This is a genomic window from Advenella sp. (genome assembly GCF_052108595.1).
Taxonomy (GTDB): Bacteria; Pseudomonadota; Gammaproteobacteria; order Burkholderiales; family Burkholderiaceae_B; genus Advenella.
The window spans coordinates 1-2,800 of sequence record NZ_JBQEAU010000043.1 but is presented as its reverse complement, the minus strand read 5'-3'; the positions used below and the strand labels follow the sequence as shown (position 1 = coordinate 2,800).

Here is a 2,800-nt window from a genome sequence, read left to right as displayed (position 1 = left end):
TCAAACATATCGTCAATCCTAACCTCAGTAGTGCACTCAAAGACCATGTTAGCGATCGACTGAAGCGCATATCTACTCATGCAGGTTACGTCGCGTTTAATGATGTTTGGCGAGAAATTTTAAAGCACTGGGGGAATGATGTTGATGAAACGGGTGTTGAGTTTCATCTGATTAGTCTATTTGAGGCTGCTATTAGCCGAGCTCGCTCGCGCAAACGCCTATGGTCGATGTATAGACCTATTCAGTGGTACATATGGTGTACAGAGCACGGGCACGAATATGGTTTTTCCGAATTATATGCCCAAGAACTTGATGCGTTAGAATTGCCCGGAAACCCGAAAGGTGAAGCTGTGCGGATGGAAGATCCAGATAGCGGTCCATTGCACAAGTCTCTAGAGTTGCCTCTACTTGTTGCTGCGCTTAAATCAGATGGTGGCAAGGAAATAGAGCACATGCAGCAAAAGGTTGTCGTCGCTCTCTCGATAGCATTCGGACGTAATCCTGCCAACTTAACCTTCCTCCGAGAGTCCGATTTTATTCGGTTGAGTCTTGGGCATGAAGATACATGCCATGTAATTCGCATGCCAAGGATTAAAAAGCGATTTATTAGTCCAAGAGATGATCTTATAGATGAATATCTCGATCCGAATTTTGGTAGGATGATTGAAGAACTTTTGGAGCTCAATAAAAGAATACCATTGAGTTTTGCTGGCAAAAATTTTGCTACGCCAGAAGATCGCCCGTTGTTAATAAATCAGACCGGAAACAGAGCCGCTATCCTCTCTAAAGATGTTGATAACGTTTTCAACATGACGAGTGGCGATATATCTCGGTTACTTGCCGCCTTTATAAAGCGTCATAAAATAATTTCTCCGCTCACTGGCGAGCTAATGTACGTTACTCCGAGACGGTTGCGCTACACGATTGCTACAGGCCTTGCCGCCGAAGGGGTCAGTAAACGAGAGCTAGCAAGAATACTTGATCACACCGACACTCAGCATGTGAATGTCTATTTTGAATTGAATGGCAAGCTCGTTGAGCACCTCGACAAAGCAGCAGCAAAAGGATTTTCTAAATATCTTAATTTTTTCAAGGGTCGATTAGTCGATAGCGATGAGGTAGCAGTCAATGGTGAAAGAGTTGACAAACATCTCATATTCGTTGAGGATCAAAATCCTGCAGTTCAGTCTGATATTGGCATATGTGGTGAATCCAGCGTGTGTCATCTTGATCCTCCTTACTCTTGTTATTTGTGCCCAAAGTTTCAGCCTTACCGCCATGCTGATCATGAACATGTATTGGAGCGTCTTCTCGCTGGTAGGGAGGAGCGCTTTGAAAAGTACAAAAATGCACGGCTAGGCATACAACTGGATGAGGTGATCGTAGCGGTTGCTCAAGTAGCTCAGCTTTGTGAGAAAGGAGAAAAAGATGGTTGATGGACGCTCTAATCGCAAGGCTAAAGTTATCTCATTCACTGACCGGCTCGAGCTTGATAGGACAAAAAATTTTCGGGCATTAGTTAGTAAAGCAAGACTGATGAAGATGGAAGGCTTTGATGCAGGTAAGTGGGGTGATGCTATTTGGCAGATCAACGGTGGTCGCCTTTTAACACTTACAGGTAAGAATGTAAAATCCACATCCTTCTACTTTGCGCTTTCACCCAAACTGGGTTCAGATACGGGAAAGGGGGAGTGGGAGGTGGTTGCCAAAGCCGTATTCATTCTCCGATTTCACAGTAGGCACCAATCAGCGCCAAATCAGCGGAAGTTTCTTACAGCTATTGGTTATGTTGCACATGCTGCCGACAAATTGGGACGGCAGCTGGTCGAGCTCACGCCGGAGGCGTTGAATAACGCATGTTCACTGATCTCGCAGCATTATAATGAGAGTACAGCCTATAGCCTACATAAGCATGTTGCAGAGTTCGCTGCACACTGCGATGCAAATGGTTTGTGTAGAGTACTGTTGCATTCTAAATTTTCCAAAATTAAGCGCCCATCTACTATGGGGGGACTTAATCAGAAACGGTTGGATGACCCTGAGGTTCTTGATACGAAGTCACACAAACTTATTGATCCTACTGTCTTTAAAGTTATTGGTGAGCTCTACTTAAAGGTACCCAAGGATCATAAGTACCGCTTTTATGTTTTGATGTTAACGTTGTTTGTTTGTACAGGGCGTAGGTTCAGCGAGATTTCGCTGTTACCAAAACAAGCATTGTCTCTTGATGAGCAGGGCAATGCATATATCGAATACTTTCCAAAAAAAACAAGTCGCGGTGATGTATTTACACCTAAACGTAGGTTGTACTTACCTTCCGATGTGGTACACATAGTGGCTGAGATGTTTGATGAGATTGTGGAATTAACAGCTGCAGCACGGTCTACAGCAGAAGAAATGCTGAGAGTTAATGGACCAGATTTACGCTTTCTACAAATTGTGCCCGACAATAAAAGATTATATCGGTCCGATATAACAGAAATAGGGATAAGTGAGACGGTGTTGCATATAGGCGGCTGGCTGAGAAAGCAAAATCTCGCTTGGCCTGATGAAAATGCATTAACAAAGCGAGGGTTTAAACCGAAATCTACTATTTATTTCACTAATAAAGACGGAATAATAAAATATTGCTTGCGTGATTTTTGGGAGACTCGTGTCTCCGTAATACATACCGATCAATTTGGGAAAGATTATTATTTGAAGGATATGTTGCTAATCAGACCTGTGGGGCTTTCCACTGGGCGTTACGCTCACTGGTTAGCAACAAGTTGTACTCCAGCAATGTTTTCCCGTTTCCTTC

At 43.6% G+C, this 2,800-nt stretch carries 2 protein-coding genes; both read left to right on the top strand.

Annotation, left to right across the window (positions count from 1 at the left end; all coding sequences use genetic code 11):
• Positions 1 to 1,436 (top strand): hypothetical protein (locus ACTIKR_RS09635; RefSeq protein ID WP_442327733.1); only part of this gene is annotated, 1,436 nt, incomplete at its 5' end.
• Positions 1,429 to 2,800, top strand: a 1,372-nt coding sequence (locus ACTIKR_RS09630; protein ID WP_442327732.1) for a hypothetical protein, incomplete at its 3' end; no start/stop codon positions are given. The genes ACTIKR_RS09635 and ACTIKR_RS09630, both read left to right, overlap by 8 nt.